The organism is Chryseobacterium gwangjuense (genome assembly GCF_021311115.1).
Taxonomy (GTDB): Bacteria; Bacteroidota; Bacteroidia; order Flavobacteriales; family Weeksellaceae; genus Chryseobacterium; species Chryseobacterium gwangjuense.
In genome coordinates this window covers 283944-300980 of record NZ_JAJTNP010000001.1, presented here as the reverse complement: position 1 = coordinate 300980, position 17037 = coordinate 283944, and the positions used below count along the sequence as shown (strand labels likewise).

Sequence of the window (17037 nt, the reverse complement as noted above, 5' to 3'; positions counted from 1 at the left end):
ATAAAGTCCAATATCTTTGCTGCAGTTATTTTAAAGATATATAATGAAAAAAATAAGTTTAACCATCCTTTTTTGTTTATTCAGTCTTCTGACTTTCGCACAATCTCTAAAAGTAGTTATTAAGCAGGACGGAAAAGTAATTGAGCCTGTAAATGATGTTTATGAACTGAAAAAATCGCCTTTTCAATACGAAATTACCTCTACCAATCTTGAAGGTTTTTTAATAGGGGCAACTGTAGATGAGAATATCTATGCATCAGCTGTCGGTCTTTATAATCCTGAAGTTCCATGGTTTCAGAATACAGGTATGGCGGAAGAATTGTATAACAAGGACAAAGAAATGTATCTGATGGATCAGGCGCCATCCTATTGGTATTATACAGACGCTAAAGATCATAGATTTGATAAAACACCTAAAGGAAACTTAAAACAATGGACGGCAACACGTACGATTACAAGGTTTTATGATGTTATGGTCGCTCAGCCGATCAATTTAAAAGACTTTATTGGAAGCGTTTATGTATTGATGTATGAACCTGTATATAATGACGAATATGATTTAATAGGAAAGAAAAACCTGTTCAATGCTACCCTGAAATTCAAAGATTAATTAAACACCTAATTATTTAATTATATAAAAAAGGTCTGCTTACACTATGAAAGCAGGCCTTTTTGCTGGATAATATTTTATTCGATAATCAAACCGTATTCTATGGCTAATTTAATGGCTGAACTCAGATTGGAAGTCTGAAATTTTTCAATAAGATTTTTCCGGTGACTTTCTACGGTATGAGGACTAATAAAAAGCTTTTCTGCCATTTGGTTGGTTGTAAGTCCTTTCGCTGCTTCGGCTAAGATCTCCTTTTCTCTTCGTGTTAATTTGGGAACCTGATGTAATCCATCCGTCGATTTTTTCTCTAAAACACATTGGGTTTGTGAGCATAAAAATCTTTTACCGGAATATACGGTAGTAATACCTTCCAGGATTTCAGAAACAGAGGCATTTTTTTGAATGTATCCTAAAGCGCCTTCAGCCAAAGTGCTGTTAATTACTGGCAGTTCGTTGTGAACACTAAGCATAATAATCTGAAGATCTTCGTACTTTTTCTTTAAAGGTTTTATCAGTTCGATGCTGTTGGTATCTGCCAGATTAATGTCCAGCAACAAAATATCGACAGCTTGTTTTTCCAGACCTGTATTCATTTCCGAAACACTTTTGAAGCAATCTACTACATCAATGGTGTTGGTATTTCCTAAAATATTTTTCAATCCTTCCAGTAAAAGAGGATGATCGTCTGTGATGGCTACTTTTATCATGATAAATGAATAGGAATTTGAAGTTCTACACTGGTACCGATATTCAGTTCGGATCTGATATTCATCGTTCCTTTTAAAAACTGAACTCTTGATTCTATATTATGAAAACCTGCTGTTTTTCTTACATCTACGCTGGTTGTATCAAAACCTTTGCCGTTGTCTTCTACGGTGAGATTTACTACATTTTCTTCTTCACTTATCTGAATAATAATTTCGGAAGTTTGAGCATGTTTTATAGCATTGTTGACTAATTCCTGAATGATTCTGTACATGATCAATTGCTTTTCTTCTGCTATGGAATTGCTGTAATTGATAAATTCAGTATGAATATCTAATGAAGCATTAGACATACGGGAAGCAAATTCTTTAATAGCAGCTTCGAAACCATATTTAATTAATAAATCAGGCATTAAATTATGCGCTACACGTCTTAATTCCTCTACAGCACCATCAATCTGGTTAATCGACTTTGAAATTCCCTCTTTTATATTTTCGGATTGATGAGATTCTAGTGAAGATAGCTGAAGTTTAGTTCCTGAAAGCAAGCCACCCAATCCGTCATGAAGATCGCGGGCTAAACGACCACGCTCCTGCTCCTGTCCTTCAAGCAATGCGGTAAGTGTAGATATTTTTGAATTTTGTTTTTCTTTTTCTATGGCTAAATTATGCAGTTCGTCTCTTTGTTTCATCGATCTTACACGTTGTTTATAAGCATAAAGCAATAAGGAGATCAAAACGATAGAGATTACAATAAAAATAATGTAGTAGGTATTAATCTTTTCCTTGTAAGCTAAAAGCTTTTTAAAGGTATTGATATCATTATTTTTCTGCTCTGTTTCTAACTTTGATAAACGAAGTTGCTGTGCTCTTTTTTCGGATTCGAGTTCTGAAAATTTAAGTCGTTCCCGCTGATTTTCTTCTACCAGTTTTAAATTGTTGTACACTTGTTCACGTTGTGCCCGAAGAATATTGATCAGCTTAATCTGCTGTGCTTTTTTATCACTTTCCAGCTGCAGTTTTACATACTTTTGTTCCTGTCGTTCTTTATCAAACTGCGATTCTAATCTTTTGGTAATATTCAGTTTTTCCTGATCATAAACACTTTTGTATTTATCTACATAACTTTTATAATAAGTGAGCGCTTCTTTATAATTGCCTTGCTGCTCACTAATATCGGATAGCGATTCAAGAATGGATAATTCTATATTATGATCTCTGACCGGACTTTTTCCAATTTCCATAGAAGCTTTTAGAAAATAAGACTTGGCTAAATCATAATTTTCATCCTGTATGGCCAACTCTGCCAAAATCCCAAATGAAGAAGCGATATGAATGGCATCACCGGTTTCCAGACTCACAGTATTGGCTAACCGGGCATATTGCATAGCCTTATTTCTATCAAAACCAGTATACAAATTAGCTAAATTGATGGCAGCATAGGAAAGACTGCTCCTGTTGAGCATCATCTTCTTATTTTTATTGAAGGTGGTAATAGCCTGCAAATAATACTGCTCTGTTTTATTCCTAAACTCTATATTCGATGGATTTTGATCATATTTTTGTTCATGGACGTAGCCCATTCGCATGTAGGCATCAAAAATAAGATTAGGATCATTCTGTTTGGATGCCAACAACAAAAACTGTTTGCTGTATTTTTCTTCCAGATGGTATTCATTAAGGTTAGAATAAATAGTGGACAACTCTTTTGCTGCATTCCCAAATCTTCCATACAGCGTAGAAGTTGTCGGTGAATTTTCATAATATTCAATAGCTTTCAGGTAAGCAGTAACAGCTTCCGTCGTTTTATTATTGCGTATTAAAATCCATCCTTTTGCATAGTGAAAATAGCCTTTAGCTTCATTACTATTCGTTTTTAAACTATACATCTTTGCCGTTTCCAGACTTTTTAAAGCCTCAGTTTCTTTATTATCAAGTCGATAATTCATGGCTTGTACGGCATACAGAATGACGGCATACTTCCCATCGGTCTGTTTTCGTGCAGAGGCAATATTGGTTTCTAAAATCTGATAAGATTTAGATTTTAAATTGTGAAAAAATAAGGCAGTAGCATATTTTGGAGCAAGATTTAACCGCTCTGTAGTTTTGTCTGAAGTATTGTTATATTCCTTTTCTAATCTGCTTAAAACATCTTGTGCCCGAGCAAAAAACGGACAAATACATAAAGTAAATATTAATAATAACCTGTACATCAATTCCTGTTCATTACATTACAAAACGTAAATATAGGCAAATACCTGCTAATCGATTTCGAAGCCATTCTGTTCAGCGAAAGATTTCCATCTCTGGAATTTTTTATCATTTTTAAATTCTGGATCTTCACCATAATAATATACCAATCGTTGGGTGGCGTATTCGTAGGCGCTGTAAACATTCGCTTGTTCGTAATACTTAATGGCTTTCTTTACATTTGTTTTTACGCCCATGCCATGTTCATAGATAATACCATAATAAATGCAGGAGAAAGACTGGTCATAGTCTTTTTTTAAGTAATTTAAAAGGTTTTTATAATCACGTAACTGATAATAGATTTCTGAGATTTTATCGTAATTATAGTAGTATTTTTTTTCTGCCTTTTGATAAAAATTCAGTGCTTTATTGTAATCCTGTAGTACATGTTCTCCAAAATAATACAAATCACCTAAATTGGCAAGTGCCATTCCGTCACCCAGCTCAGCTCCTTTTTCATATGCCCGAATCGCTTTTTTAATATCAAAAGAATAGCCTATACCATTGTGATACAAAGTACCCATATTGTTCCAGGCTACAGGATGGTTTTCTTGTGCAGCTTTTTCGTAATACGAAATCCCTTTTTGTGGATCAAACAACGCTTCAATTTCAGGATCGGTGAGCAATATACCTATCTCTACCCAACTATCCGGATCATTTTTTTGAGCAGATAGCTCGAACAAGTGCAATGCCTCTTCATAATTTTGATTTTTTTTCGCGTCAAAAGCCATCTTTTTAATGATTTCGACATCCATGAGTCGTTCTGAATTGCTTCCTGCTCTATCTTTCCAACGATTATAAAAGGAAGTAAAATAGTCTAAATCTTTTCCCCGAAATGAATACCGATCCAGATAAATTGATCCATACTCAGAAACTTCTACCAGACGAATGCGATCCTTATTCATTCTAAACATGTTATCACCAATATACAGAAACAATAAACCTTCTTCTGTTCTATAATTCAAAGGATTAGAAATATAGTCGTAGGATTCGTCTGATAAGCCCGTTTTAAAATCAAACAATTGATAGCTTTGTTTTTTTTGAACCGATAAAAAGCCATTATCCAAATAACGAATCTGTTTAATTTCAGATTGTGGAGCAATTAGCCAGATGTGATGATCTGCATCAAAAAGCCCTAATCCTTTTGGGGTTTCCAGGATAAAAACATTGTTTTTATATTCAATATTTGATTGTCCTTTTACTTTAATAATTTGTTCATTTTCTAACAGAAACTGATGTTGTAAGGTGTGATAGATCTTCCAGTTTTTATCTTTATGAATCGCCAAAGCTTCAAAATTATCTAATAACATCAATTGATCTACTTCATCTATGATCAGATTACCTTTCTCATCTATTAACTTCCCTTTTTTGTCAAATTTATTAGGTTTAATCCAAAAACATGCACTGGACTTTAAGATGCTGTCTTCTACAAAATCACCCAGATAATCTCCTTCTTTTGTATAATATCTACGTTTGCTGGTTCCTTTTTGTTTGGTGAAAAACAGTTCCGGAAAATAATCATATTCATACGGAGTTTCGCTTTCAACGGGAAGAATGATTCCGTTTTTATCATTATAAACTCCAAATTCCCCGTCTTTTTCTATGCCTAAAAATCCGTAAGTCACTCTTTCGATGGCGTCATAATCTGCGGGAACCATCCAAGTGTTTGAATACATTTTTAAAATCCCTGATTTTCCGTTTACTTTTACTTCACCCAAAGGTTCTAATGCAAAATCGAACACATCAAAAGCATCTTCATAAATCGGAGGAACGCATTCTTTTCCGTCACTTTGCAGGTAACCGAATAACCCGTCTTTTTGAATTATCGATATACCGTAATGATAGTCCGCTTCAAAGATTTCATCATAAATAGCGGGAGCCAAGACTTTACCTTTTGCATCCTTTAAACCAAATTTCCCATTTTCTTCAAATAGAGAAGAAGCTACTTTCTTATAAGCAAGTTCCTCAAAATAACCGAGCCCATAATTAATCCAGTCGGTTTCTAAAATTTCAAGAAATGAAGAATAACCAGTGTACGAAACTAAGGAATCTAATAAGGAAAGATTCTGAGTTTCTACCGATTTTTTATACAGTTTACTTTTCTGCTGAATCTCTACCAACCATTCTTTTGCCTGTACTCTATGCTTTTCTTCGTTCATATTGAAAACATCTGTGGCATTCAATACGAAAGAATCATAAGGCAATCCTTCCAGAAATTCAAACATTTTGTTAACGGGTTCATAGTATGCTTTTTTGTAATGCAACTGATAAGTATCTGCCAGCAAATTGAAGAAATAACGCAGATGAACAATTCCTTGTTCTTTGTTTGAGAGAAACTCAACACCTTCTACTTTACTATCTTCTGCAATGAGAGGATACAACAACAAAGGAATTTCGTAGTTCCACTCTCCTAAATGAGTTTCAAACGACTGATTTGTTTTCTGATCGTAATTGTATAAATAAATCCGGTGTGCCATTTATAATTTGGAAATATAATATGATATGTGGTTTTAACAGTTGTGATATGCTTCAGGGATTTTCACCGACTTTTTTGTCATTTGTTGCAGTTGTTCAGCAAATTGATCGAAGAAATAAGTGTCTTCCATAAAAACAGTCAGATCTTCTTCTGTTTTAAGATGAACTGTAAAATCTGAATATCCCGGTCCTTTTGCGGGAAGAATATTCTGAAGCGTAAAATATTTAATTTTTGCAAGGTCTATAATCAACGCCGTATCTGTTCCTGCAAATCCTATTTTATGATTCACATTATCAAGCCAGATACCGCTTTTCTCTTTCAGTAATTCTTTAACTTTTGGCGGAATATTTTTAACTCCATCATTGTCAATATACTTGATGTTCAGATCTAATGTATTTTGAAATGTTATTAATTCGGAAACCTCCATCACTTCTTCATATTCCCTATTTTCTAAAAAATACTCGTATTCTCGTTTGTTATAGAAATGAAGCGATGTACTGCCATCATCATACCCATATTCTTCATCATAGGTATAGCAAATAGAAGCATCTATGCCTTCTGCAAAGACAAACCGAAGATAACATTGGTCGTCCCTTTCATAGCCGTATTGGTCAATATCAGCATCGTCATCAATCCAAAGCTCGCGTAGTTTTTTATAACTTTCATCTGTATTGGTTTCATCATAAAGATCAACAAAAAACTCTTGTACAGGACGATCTGTATTGATGTGGTCTGCATATAATTCCAATTGATCAATCAAAATACCTTCTATTCTCACCGGATATTTGAATCTTAGATATTTAGTACCATAATGGGCAAAATAAGCTTCTACAAAACCCGATGCTTCCAATTGTTCGTAAGTCGTATCCCAGGATATCATTTGTTTGGGTTTTGTATATACTTCGTAGCCAAAATCACCGTCATCCACATATTCGTCTAGGATCTGAAAATTTTGAGGTTCTTTCTTTGCCCAAATTTTTACTTTTTCATCCTCTTTTCTTGCTTTACATACTGCAAAAAAGGTTTCGTCATCAAAACGGAAACGATCCGAAAGCTCGTGATATACTTTATCAAAACCATTGAGCTCAGTAGAGATATAATGCTGCTGATCGGTAAAAACAAACAAAAATGGGGCATCACCTAAAATCTGTACATACGCGTATTTTAGAGCGTGAATATTTGTAGTTTCGATATTCCCGTGATCTTTGTAAAAAAGGATGTCTCCTTCTATCCAGATTTCTTTATTATCCATTTACTCTTGTGTTTGGTTGCTTTATTTTTAAAAATTAAAGATAATCAAAGAGGTTGGAAGAATATATCCCTGATAACGGTGGTTTTTAACAGCTCCGCTTGAATCCTTGTTGGGCGTCTTCCAATAGTTTTTCAGCTTTCAGTCTTATGGATTTGGGTAATAATTTGAAATTGGCATCTTTTTCTTCACAATATTGATCTTCTTCCTGAAATGGAATCCAACCGGTAATTTTTGATTTCGAGAATGTTTTTTTATCTGAAGAAAAATAGACTGCTGTTCTCATTTGAGCAAAAGATAATGCACTTATAATCAAATAATAGCTTTCTAACAATCATATTTTTAATGTTTTCAGTATAGTATTTAATGCTCTTTGTATTCTTTTCCGTAGTCAATGTCAATATAGTAATAAATCGTTTGTCTCGAATTAAGTTTAACAGTCACCAAACCGTCCGAATTAATTGACTGGTATGTATTTGAACCAATACGTTTTTTGTTTTTATTGCTATAAAGGATATACAACCCGTCTTTCTCTTTTTGAAGAGCATAAATCTGCTTTTCTGTATCCAAAACTGAAATATCATAGTATTCAGGTTTTATCTCCCATGTTTTTGTATTGCTGTTCCATAAACCCATTGTTCTCAGTTGTTTTTCGTCCTCAATTCTGATCAGATAGGCATTATTCATGCCTGCATAAGAATTTATTTTCCCGAATTTCCAGTTTTTATTAATGAATTGATCAGGCAAAATCATTTTTCTGTCGGGCCAAACCAGAGCACCGATCTGATCCAGAACCTTAAAATTATACGGATCAATAGAATCTGTAACATTTCCTTCGGTATCGATATAAAGCCAATCATATGCCCAGACATCATGATCGTAATTAAAAACTCCCAGCAAAAAGTAAGGTGAATTGGTTATGGAATACACTAAAGAAACTTTTTTGATGAACTCGATCTGTGAAGTTGTTGCTTTTGTAATCTGCTTCGGAAATGCCTTTTCATATAGAGGGAAAGCGTAAACATCATTGGTTTTGCTATCTGTTAAAAGCTTTGGAACTTCTGGATCATAACGTTCTTTATTGACTTCCTGAAGTTGTATGATTTCCTTTCCAAATTGAATTGAAAGTATTTCCGTACCTTTCATTTCTTGATGGATTGCTTTTTTCTGATCCAGTTCATACATTGAAAAACCTGTATTGGAAGCTTTGATAAAACGTTTGTTTTCTAATACTTCAGCAATATTCTGTTCAATTATCTTCAAATGCCCTTTTTTAATTTCATAAAGATTCTCATTCCAAAAAATATGGTTTTCATCTATAGAAACAAAGTTTAAGGAATAATTATCCTCTAAATATGGAAGATCTTTTTCAAGTAAAACCTGTTGGGTTTCCAATACTCCAATTTCAATTTTATGATAGGTTTGTTCTTTCTTGATGCCACTTCCCAGAATATTCCACTCCCACTTCCATGCAGGCATTTTTTTTTCATATTCAACATTTTTTTTATAGAATGTAAAACCATTTGCAATATTTAGATCGATGCTGCTGGATGAAAAATCCAACACTATTTTTGCATGATCATCTATTGCTGCATATTCACCTTTTTCATTTTCAACAATAGCAAAACCGGTAGGAGTAAAAACAGATGCGTTCCTGAATATCTGATTCGAGAGCGGCTTCATGTTCACTTTATCTACATAGATAAACTTCTTCTGCTTTGTTAAAAACGGAACCCAATGTATTGTCTTTGCTTTTGAAAGAACTAATGAAGAATGATCTTTTTTTTCCTGAGTACAAGCTAGAAATGAATTCAACATAAAAAGGATACTCAATACCGTTGTTTTCAAATTTTGAAATTTTATTTATTGCAATAATCAATAGTATAGAGAATCGAAGAATAAAACAATCCCGATTATCAGTGATATTTTTGGGGATACAAAAGCGTTACTTTCTTTTTTTTATTCAATATTTATTTTATAAAATTCTGAATTTTGTGCACTAATGTTAATAATATGTTGTTTATTTTGATTTTATTTCAAATATTATCTTAGATCAAGATATTAAGGGAATTTTCCATCTACCTTTGTGAGTATAAAAAATCAAATTCACTATTTATTAATTATTAAAACAAGAAACGATGAGCACACTTATTTTAAAAGACGGAACAGAAATTTATTACAAAGATCAAGGAGAAGGACCTGTATTGATGTTTCACCATGGATGGCCTTTGTCATCTGATGATTGGGATGCACAAGTAATTTTCTTTTTACAGAAAGGATATAGAGTGATTACACACGATAGAAGAGGTCACGGGCGTTCAAGCCAAAATATATATAATCATACCATTGAACAATATGCTTCTGACGCAGCTGAACTGGTATCATTTTTAGATTTGAAAGATGTAGTTCATATCGGACATTCTACAGGAGGTGGTGAGGTGATCCGCTATGTTCACAAATATGCTAACGGAAGAGCGAAAAAAGCAGTTTTAATAAGCGCTGTTCCTCCAATTATGGTAAAAAGTGAAAATAATCCCGATGGAGTTCCAATGGAAGTTTTTGATAATATCAGAGATCAAACTATGAATAACAGAAACCAATTTTATATTGATATCACTTTTCCTTTTTATGGGTACAACAGAGAAGGTGCCAATGTAAAGGAAGGGGTGCAAAGAAACTGGTGGAGACAAGGTATGATGGGAGGAATTGTTGCTCATTATGATGGGATTAAAGCTTTTTCGGAGACCGATTTTACTGAAGATCTAAAAGCAGTAGATATTCCTGTCCTACTTCTTCATGGTGAAGACGACCAGATTGTGCCTATTGAAAATTCAGCCATAAAATCTGCGAAATTACTAAAGAATGGAAAACTGATTACTTATCCGGGCTTCCCTCACGGAATGCCAACTACGGAACATGAAACGATTAATAAAGATCTTTTGGAGTTTATTCAATCATAATTTTATCTATATATTTAAAGAAAAGCTACAATTGAAAAGTATCAATTGTAGCTTTTATTATCTTATTGTTTATTGTCTTTTAAATATTAATTTAGATGAGCCATCAATTCTATGGTTTGTATTTCCATGTCTATCAATTACTTCCAGAGCCAATGTTGTGTCATCCAGTGTTAATATTCTATACTTTATCCAGATTTCTTCTGTTGGCGTTTGTCCGTCGTCTTCTGTCACCGTTTCGGTAAGTACATCTTTATCAATCTTCCAGGAAGTTTTGTAAAGAGAAATATGGGTTCCTGTACCGTTATCATTATAGAAGCTTTCTCCATAATATTGATCACCGTACATGGCAAAGCCTTTAACTGCTCCTTCGTCAGGAACCTCTCTCAATTTCCAACTTCCTAAAATGAGAGATGAAAATTTTTTTTGAGTGTCAGTGTTTTGGCTAAACCCAAGAGTTGCAATGAGAATAAAAGCAAGTGAGAAAATAATTTTTTTCATTTTTTTCAAAATTAATTTTTAATGCCTACTCTTTCATAATGTAGTTTTCGGCCTCGCTACTTATATTAAAAATTGTGATAGGTTCTTATGTTAAACTCCCGTTCGCTATTGCTATACTGTATTTATTATAATTTTATATGACGGAAAATTATTTGCGATATATTGATTTAAAATAGGTTTTAGTTAGCAAAATATCCTAAATGAACCGATATTTTTGCATACAACTAAATTAATGAAAAAAAATAAAGAGAATGTGAAATTACAGAGAAAAAGTGGTGGATTCACCTCATACTTTTGCAAATAGAAAACATTAAAGTAATAAATTGCATTTTACTCATATTCAATGATTTAAATTATTTTTATATTCAATAAACTCCTTAATTTCTAGATGTATCTAGGGTTTTCTAATTTTCAGAATTAAAACAAGTTCAATAAATAAATATTTAGCCTAAAAACCTTTTACAGTTTGAGTTTTTTTCGTAATTTTGCAAACTATTATTCCTAAATAAGTTTAGGAGTAACCAAAACAGATATTGATAACAAAACAATAAAAAGCAAAACAATGCCAAAATTAAAAACGAAATCAGGTGCTAAAAAGCGTTTTGCTCTTACTGGAACAGGTAAGATCAAAAGAAAAAATGCTTACAAAAGCCACATCTTAACTAAGAAAGAAACTAAACAAAAGAGAAATCTTACTAGTACTTCTTACGTAGCTAAAGTGGATGAGAAAAGCGTTCAACGTCAATTAGCAATCAAGTAGTTTTTATAAATCTATATTCGGTTTATAAGAATTCAAAACAAATTCAACAATTTAACCCTGAAATGGAGCAGCTAAGAGTAATGAAATAATTTACCGCACATTTCAAAAAAACAATTTAAATTATGCCAAGATCAGTAAATGCCGTTGCTTCAAGAGCACGCAGAAAGAAAATTTTTAAGCAAGCTAAAGGTTTTTTCGGTAGAAGAAAGAACGTTTGGACAGTAGCTAAAAACGCGGTAGAAAAAGCAATGCAATATGCTTACCGTGGTAGAAAAGAGAAGAAAAGAAACTTCAGAGCACTTTGGATCACTCGTATCAACGCGGGAGCTAGAGTACACGGAATGTCTTACTCTCAATTTATGGGAGCTCTTAAGAAGAACAACATTGAGCTTAACAGAAAAGTTTTAGCAGATTTAGCAATGAATCACCCTGAAGCTTTCAAAGCAGTTGTAGATCAAGTAAAATAATGTAAAATTTTTGTTATCAATATAAATCCCGGGTTTTTTGCTCGGGATTTTTTAATTATTTACATTTGTTCTTTATTTTTATTAGTAAAGTTTAAAATCAGGAATTTCAGTGAAAAAGATTACCACTATTCTACTTTTATCAGTAGCAGGATTTTGCAGTAAGGCACAGAGTTTTATTCAGGCATATCAAACGAGAGCCAATCAGGTTTCTCAGACGAATGTTACTACTCTTTTACAGGAGTTTGGTAATCTGGGAGTGAAAACTACGGGCTCTACGGCGAATACAAATGCATTAAATTGGTTAAAAGCAAAATATCAATCTTATGGCTATGATGTAAGCCAGATTACGGAAGATTCTTTTACGTACGGAAGTTCCACATCGAAAAACCTGATTATTACCAAAACCGGAACATTGTATCCGAACACCTATGTTATTATCTGCGGGCATTATGATACGATAACCGGACCAGGGGTAAGTGATAACGGAAGCGGTACTTCCATTATACTGGAAGCAGCAAGAATTTTGAAAGATGTTCCTACGGAATACTCTGTTAAATTCATTCATTTTTCGGGTGAAGAACAGGGCTTGATAGGAAGTACTCATTATGTAAACAACGTTGTATTCCAAAATAGTGTTCGTCAGCTGAATTTACGTGTGGTGTTTAACATAGATCAGGTGGGTGGGAAAATCGGAAATACCAATAACACGATTAATTGTGAAAGTGATCAGAGTGGTCAGTCAGGTAACAATGCTACTTCTTTATCCTTTACGCAACAATTAGCCACCTGTACAACATTGTATTCTCCACTCCAGACGAATATGTCAAATACGTATGCTTCAGATTATATGCCTTTTGAAGGTAAAGGAGATATTATCACCGGTTTTTATGAAACAACAAGAAGTTACAATGAGCATACCTCAAATGATACTTTTGCCAATGTAGATCCTACCTATGTTTTTAATGTGGGCAAGGCGGCCGTTGGAGCGCTTCAGCATTTTGCAATAGCAAGTTCTACGCTATCAACTTCCGATCTATCAATTGATAAACTTGATGCTGTTAGGATGTATCCGAACCCGGCAAAAGATACTTTAAATATTTGGCTTCCTAAGGATATCAGAAATTTTAATTTCGAGATTACAGATTTATCAGGAAGATCTTTGCTTAAAACAGAAAATGAAACAAAAATTAATGTTTCGATGCTAAAGAAAGGAGCGTATTTAGGAATTATCAAATCTGAAGATAAAACTGCCGTGAGAAAGTTTTTAGTTAAATAAATTCTACAAAATAAGTAAAGAGCCTGTTTTAATAAACCGGCTCTTTTTATTTCATGTTATTTGTTTCGTTTTATCAATACTTCTTCAATCTCTTCTAAACTTAAATTTTTAGCTTTTAATAAAATTAAATAGTGATAAAGCAGATCTGCGGCTTCATTTTTAAACAAATCCTCATTATTATCTTTAGCTTCTATCACCAATTCTACAGCCTCCTCTCCTACTTTTTGAGCCACTTTATTAATCCCTCTTTGAAATAAAGAATAGGTGTAAGAATCTTCTACTTTTTCATCAATTCGTTGGTTGATTTTTTCCTCCAATTCATATAAAAACCCTTTAGAAGCTTTTCCTCCAAAACAACTGAAGCTTCCGGTGTGACACACTACATTTTTAGGAATAGCTTTAATTAAAATCGTATCGTTATCACAATCAATATCCATGTTTTTTACGGTTAGAAAATTCCCTGATTCCTCGCCTTTTGTCCAGAGTCTGTTTTTTGAACGACTGAAAAATGTAACAATTCCTTCTTTTTTTGTTTTCTCAAAAGCATCCTCATTCATATAACCCAGCATCAACACTTGTAAAGTTCTGTTGTCCTGAATAATAACAGGAATTAAACCATCACTTTTATTAAAATTTATGTTCATCGTACTGCAGTTTTTTTAGCTTTTAATTCATTTTTTAAGTCCTGTATCTTTACTTCTCCAAAATGGAAAATACTTGCCGCCAAAGCTCCGGTTGCTTTCGTTTCATTAAAAACCGTTTCAAAATCTTCAATCTTTCCTGCCCCTCCGGAAGCAATAACCGGAATATTCACGTTCTCAGAAATCAATGTTGTAATTCTAAGATCAAAACCATTTTTGGTTCCATCGCCATCCATTGAAGTGAGAAGTATCTCTCCAGCTCCCAATTCCTCAGCTTTTTTAGCCCAATCTAATGTTTTTAAATTGGTCATTTCCCTTCCTCCTTTCACGTGAACCCAATCTAAATCCTCAACAAATTTTGTATCAATGGCAACAACAATGCATTGGCTTCCGAATTCTCTTGCAAGATCAGAAATCAATTGTGGATTTTTAACGGCAGAAGAATTGATACTGATTTTATCCGCTCCGGCTTCCAATAATTTTCTCACGTCTCCAATTGTTGAAATTCCACCACCTACCGTAAAAGGAATGCTGAGTTCTTGGGCAATTTCTTTCACTAATTCAACGAAAGTTTTTCGTTCTTCAATTGTAGCAGTGATATCCAGAAAAACCAATTCATCAGCACCATCATTTTCATATTTCTTTGCCAGTTCAATAGGATTTCCTGCGTTTCTCAACCCTTCAAAGTTGACCCCTTTTACCGTTGTTCCGTCTTTTATATCCAGACAAGGAATAATTCTCTTTTTAAGCATTTTTAATAAAGTTTTTAAGTTGTTCCAAGCTGATTCTTCCCTCGTAAATTGCTTTTCCGATAATCGTCCCGGAACAACCGATTTCTTTCATTCGATATACATCCTCAATACAGGAAATTCCACCACTTGCAACCAGCTGAATGGAAGTTTGATTTAAAATGTCCTGATATAAATCCATTGAAGGTCCTTCCAACATTCCATCTTTTGAAATATCAGTACAGATTACATTTTTCACCCCTTTTTCCTGATATTGAAGAATAAAATCAATCACATCTTGATCGCTTTCTTCCAACCAGCCTGAAGTTTTGATTTTTCTGTTATCACAATCTGCTCCCAGAATAATTTTCTCCGAACCATATTTTTTAATTAAATCAAAGCAAAACTCAGGATTTTGAACAGCAATACTTCCAATGGTAATTTGTTTCGCTCCTGAATTAAAAGCAATTTCAATATCCTGTAAAGTTTTTAAACCACCTCCGAAATCAATTTCTAAAGAAGTTTCTCTGGAAATATCTTCTAAAACCTTCTGGTTGACAATATGCCTGGATTTTGCACCGTCTAAATCAACCAAATGCAGAAATCTGATTCCAAAACTTTCAAATTCTTTGGCGACTTCAATCGGATTTTCGTTGTATATTTTTTTCGTTCCGTAATCTCCTTTTGAGAGACGAACACATTTTCCATCGATAATATCAATGGCAGGAATGATTTTCATAATTAAAGTTTTAAAAAGTTTTCTAATAATTGACTTCCAATTTTTCCGGATTTTTCAGGATGAAACTGCATAGCGTAAAAATTATCCTTTTGCAAAGATGCACTGAAAGGCAAAATGTAACCACAAACCGAAGTAGTATTCTCCGAGAGCTCGCAATAATAGCTGTGAACAAAATAGACATCACTCTCCTCTTCAATTCTTTTAAAAATTGAGGATTGAAAGCCTGAAATTGTATTCCATCCCATATGCGGAATAATATCTTTCGCCGGAAATCTCTTTACATTAATATCAAAAATTCCCATCCCGACAGTATTTCCTTCTTCATTATTTTCGCACATCAGTTGCATTCCCAGGCAAATTCCTAAAACAGGCTGTTTTAACGTTGGAATTAGTTTATCCAATCCTTTTTCTTTTAAATTTTTCATGGTGGAAGATGCTTCTCCGACTCCGGGAAAAATCACTTTATCTGCCTTTTTTATTAATTCAAAATCATCTGTAATAATTGATTCTGCTCCTAACCTGTTCAAGGCATTCTGTACAGAATTAACGTTTCCGCCGTTGTATTTTATAATGGCTATCATATTACAAACTTCCTTTTGTTGAGGGTACATTAAAATTCTGATCCGATTGATTAACTGCCATCTTTATTGCTTTCGCAAATGCTTTAAAAATAGATTCAATCTTGTGGTGTTCATTTTCTCCTTCCACTTTGATATTGAGATTACATTTAGCAGAATCAGTGAAAGATTTAAAAAAGTGCTCAAACATTTCAGTCGGAACATCGCCGATTTTTTCACGTTTAAATTCAGCTTCCCAAACTAACCAAGAGCGACCTCCGAAATCAAGAGCTACTTGTGCCAAACAATCGTCCATCGGAAGAAGAAAACCATATCTTTCAATTCCTTTTTTCTTTCCTAAAGCTTTTAAAATAGCTTCTCCTAATACAATTCCTGTATCTTCAATCGTGTGGTGCTCATCAACTTGCAGATCTCCTTTTACTTTAATTTCTAAGTCTAAATTGCCGTGTTTTGAAATCTGCTCCAACATGTGATCAAAAAAATGTAATCCTGTTGAAATCTCGGAACTTCCCTTCCCGCCAAGGTTGACTTCTATTTCAATAGCCGTTTCGTTGGTTTTTCTTGAAACTTTGGCTTTTCGCGGAATCTGTTTTAAATATTGGTAGATTTCATTCCAGCTTTCTGTGGTCAATGCTGCATCTTCATTCTGAATTGAATTAATGAAAATTGCTTTTGAATTTAAATTTTTTGCTAATTGAATGTCTGTCAACCGGTCTCCAATCACGAAAGAGTTTTCAAGATCATAATCTCCATAGATGTATTTTCCTAACATCCCAATTCCGGGCTTTCTTGTAGGTAAATTTTCACTTTCGAAGCTTTTATCGATCAGAATGTCATTAAAAACAATTCCTTCGTTTTTAAAGGCATTCAACATCTTTTCATGAGGCTCTATAAAATTTTCATAAGGAAAACTTGCTGTTCCCAACCCATCCTGATTGGTTACCATAATCAATTCAAAGTCCAGTTCTTTAGCAATTTTTGAAAGGTTTTGAAAAACTCCGGGATAGAATTCTAATTTTTCTAAAGAATCAACCTGAAAATCTGTTGGCGGTTCTATAATCAAAGTTCCGTCACGATCTATAAACAATACTTTTTTCATGA

17 protein-coding genes are annotated in these 17037 nt (G+C 33.6%); 5 read left to right on the top strand and 12 right to left on the bottom strand.

Going from position 1 to position 17037, the window contains the following annotated elements:
• Positions 1-43: 43 nt before the first annotated feature.
• Positions 44-610, top strand: coding sequence for a hypothetical protein (locus LV842_RS01350; protein ID WP_233109664.1), 567 nt, complete (start codon positions 44-46; stop codon positions 608-610).
• Positions 611-687: 77 nt separating this feature from the next.
• Here the strand turns inward: LV842_RS01350 and LV842_RS01345 are convergent, their stop codons facing one another.
• The 6 genes from LV842_RS01345 to LV842_RS01320 all read right to left on the bottom strand — a co-directional run bounded on the left by LV842_RS01345 (position 688) and on the right by LV842_RS01320 (position 9137).
• Positions 688-1317 (bottom strand): response regulator, encoded by a 630-nt coding sequence (locus LV842_RS01345; RefSeq protein WP_233109663.1) that lies wholly within the window; start codon positions 1315-1317, stop codon positions 688-690.
• Entirely contained in the window at positions 1314-3527 is a 2214-nt protein-coding gene (locus LV842_RS01340; RefSeq protein ID WP_233109662.1) for a tetratricopeptide repeat-containing sensor histidine kinase, read from the bottom strand. The genes LV842_RS01345 and LV842_RS01340 overlap by 4 nt, the downstream gene beginning before the upstream one ends.
• Before the next feature lie 48 nt (positions 3528-3575).
• Positions 3576-6041: a tetratricopeptide repeat protein gene (locus LV842_RS01335; protein WP_233109661.1), complete on the bottom strand. Its 2466-nt coding sequence runs from the start codon at positions 6039-6041 to the stop codon at positions 3576-3578.
• Between the two features lie 33 nt (positions 6042-6074).
• Complete coding sequence (locus LV842_RS01330) at positions 6075-7292, bottom strand: hypothetical protein (protein WP_233109660.1); 1218 nt, start codon at positions 7290-7292, stop codon at positions 6075-6077.
• A gap of 85 nt (positions 7293-7377) precedes the next feature.
• Positions 7378-7575 carry a hypothetical protein gene (locus LV842_RS01325; RefSeq protein ID WP_233109659.1) on the bottom strand — a complete coding sequence of 66 codons (198 nt, stop codon included), beginning with the start codon at positions 7573-7575 and terminating at the stop codon, positions 7378-7380.
• Between the two features lie 77 nt (positions 7576-7652).
• Complete coding sequence (locus LV842_RS01320; protein WP_233109658.1) at positions 7653-9137, bottom strand: hypothetical protein; 1485 nt, start codon at positions 9135-9137, stop codon at positions 7653-7655.
• Between the two features lie 290 nt (positions 9138-9427).
• On the opposite strand from LV842_RS01320, the gene LV842_RS01315 reads away from it, so the two are divergent.
• Positions 9428-10249, top strand: coding sequence for an alpha/beta fold hydrolase (locus tag LV842_RS01315; protein ID WP_233109657.1), 822 nt, complete (start codon positions 9428-9430; stop codon positions 10247-10249).
• A 69-nt stretch (positions 10250-10318) separates the two neighbouring features.
• Here LV842_RS01315 and LV842_RS01310 read toward each other — a convergent pair whose 3' ends face one another.
• Positions 10319-10747 carry a hypothetical protein gene (locus LV842_RS01310; RefSeq protein ID WP_233109656.1) on the bottom strand — a complete coding sequence of 143 codons (429 nt, stop codon included), beginning with the start codon at positions 10745-10747 and terminating at the stop codon, positions 10319-10321.
• 562 nt (positions 10748-11309) lie between these two features.
• Here LV842_RS01310 and rpmI point away from each other — a divergent pair.
• From rpmI to LV842_RS01295, 3 genes are all read left to right on the top strand, one after another.
• Positions 11310-11507, top strand: a complete 198-nt coding sequence (gene rpmI, locus LV842_RS01305; protein WP_034694453.1) for a 50S ribosomal protein L35 — start codon at positions 11310-11312, stop codon at positions 11505-11507.
• A gap of 122 nt (positions 11508-11629) precedes the next feature.
• Positions 11630-11974 carry a 50S ribosomal protein L20 gene (gene rplT / locus LV842_RS01300; RefSeq protein WP_039368473.1) on the top strand — a complete coding sequence of 115 codons (345 nt, stop codon included), beginning with the start codon at positions 11630-11632 and terminating at the stop codon, positions 11972-11974.
• Positions 11975-12083: 109 nt separating this feature from the next.
• Positions 12084-13250, top strand: a complete 1167-nt coding sequence (locus LV842_RS01295) for a M28 family peptidase (RefSeq protein ID WP_233109655.1) — start codon at positions 12084-12086, stop codon at positions 13248-13250.
• Between the two features lie 56 nt (positions 13251-13306).
• Here the strand turns inward: LV842_RS01295 and hisIE are convergent, their stop codons facing one another.
• Genes hisIE through hisB form a run of 5 tightly spaced genes read right to left on the bottom strand, consistent with a single transcriptional unit; the run spans position 13307 to position 17035 of the window.
• On the bottom strand, positions 13307-13894 hold the full coding sequence (hisIE, locus tag LV842_RS01290; RefSeq protein WP_233109654.1) for a bifunctional phosphoribosyl-AMP cyclohydrolase/phosphoribosyl-ATP diphosphatase HisIE: 588 nt from the start codon (positions 13892-13894) through the stop codon (positions 13307-13309).
• A complete protein-coding gene (gene hisF, locus LV842_RS01285) occupies positions 13891-14643 on the bottom strand; it encodes an imidazole glycerol phosphate synthase subunit HisF (protein WP_233109653.1) in 753 nt (250 codons plus the stop codon). Before hisF ends, hisIE begins: the two co-directional genes overlap by 4 nt.
• Complete coding sequence (gene hisA / locus LV842_RS01280) at positions 14636-15358, bottom strand: 1-(5-phosphoribosyl)-5-[(5-phosphoribosylamino)methylideneamino]imidazole-4-carboxamide isomerase (protein ID WP_233109652.1); 723 nt, start codon at positions 15356-15358, stop codon at positions 14636-14638. The genes hisF and hisA overlap by 8 nt, the downstream gene beginning before the upstream one ends.
• 2 nt (positions 15359-15360) lie before the next feature.
• Entirely contained in the window at positions 15361-15939 is a 579-nt protein-coding gene (gene hisH, locus LV842_RS01275) for an imidazole glycerol phosphate synthase subunit HisH (protein WP_233109651.1), read from the bottom strand.
• Position 15940: 1 nt separating this feature from the next.
• The gene (gene hisB / locus LV842_RS01270) at positions 15941-17035 is read right to left on the bottom strand and encodes a bifunctional histidinol-phosphatase/imidazoleglycerol-phosphate dehydratase HisB (RefSeq protein ID WP_233109650.1); all 1095 of its coding nucleotides are present in this window, start codon (positions 17033-17035) and stop codon (positions 15941-15943) included.
• Between the last annotated feature and the right edge of the window lie 2 nt (positions 17036-17037).